Annotated in this window: 1 protein-coding gene; it reads left to right on the top strand. The window is 56.2% G+C overall.

The annotated features are described in order from the left end of the window. Positions 1–495: inverse autotransporter beta domain-containing protein (locus PSI23_RS22005; protein ID WP_273557044.1), on the top strand; the 495-nt coding region annotated here is incomplete at both ends.

The raw sequence follows: 495 nt of genomic DNA, 5'->3' as shown, positions 1-495 counted from the left end.
GCGGGGATGCTGAAAAGCGGCAATCTTGTCGAGAGTACCAAAAACCAGTTGCGCGGCCTGGCGGTCAGTGAAGCTAACCAAACGTTGCAAAACTGGCTGCAACGTTACGGGACAGTGAAATTACAGGCCAATGTGGATGACCGCGGTCGGCTGGAGGGTAGCCAGTTTGATATGTTGCTGCCGCTGTATGACACCGAAAAACAGATGGCCTTTACCCAGTTTGGCCTGCGCCATATTGACAGCCGTACCACCGCTAACGTTGGACTGGGGCAGCGCCATTTCCTTGATGCTGGCATGTTTGGCTACAACGCCTTTCTTGACCACGATATTACCCGCGACCACACCCGCTTTGGCCTCGGCGCTGAATACGCCCGTGACTTTATGCGCTTCGGCGCCAATGGCTATTTCCGCGCCAGTGGCTGGAAAGACGGCAGGAAGCTGAAAGATTACGAAGAGCGCCCGGCCAACGGTTTTGACCTGCGGGCGGAGGGCTAT

Origin of the sequence: Xenorhabdus yunnanensis (assembly GCF_028598805.1) — a bacterium.
Lineage (GTDB): Bacteria > Pseudomonadota > Gammaproteobacteria > Enterobacterales > Enterobacteriaceae > Xenorhabdus > Xenorhabdus yunnanensis.
Note: the sequence above shows the minus strand (reverse complement) of the source record. Positions and strands in the feature narration are given on the sequence as shown.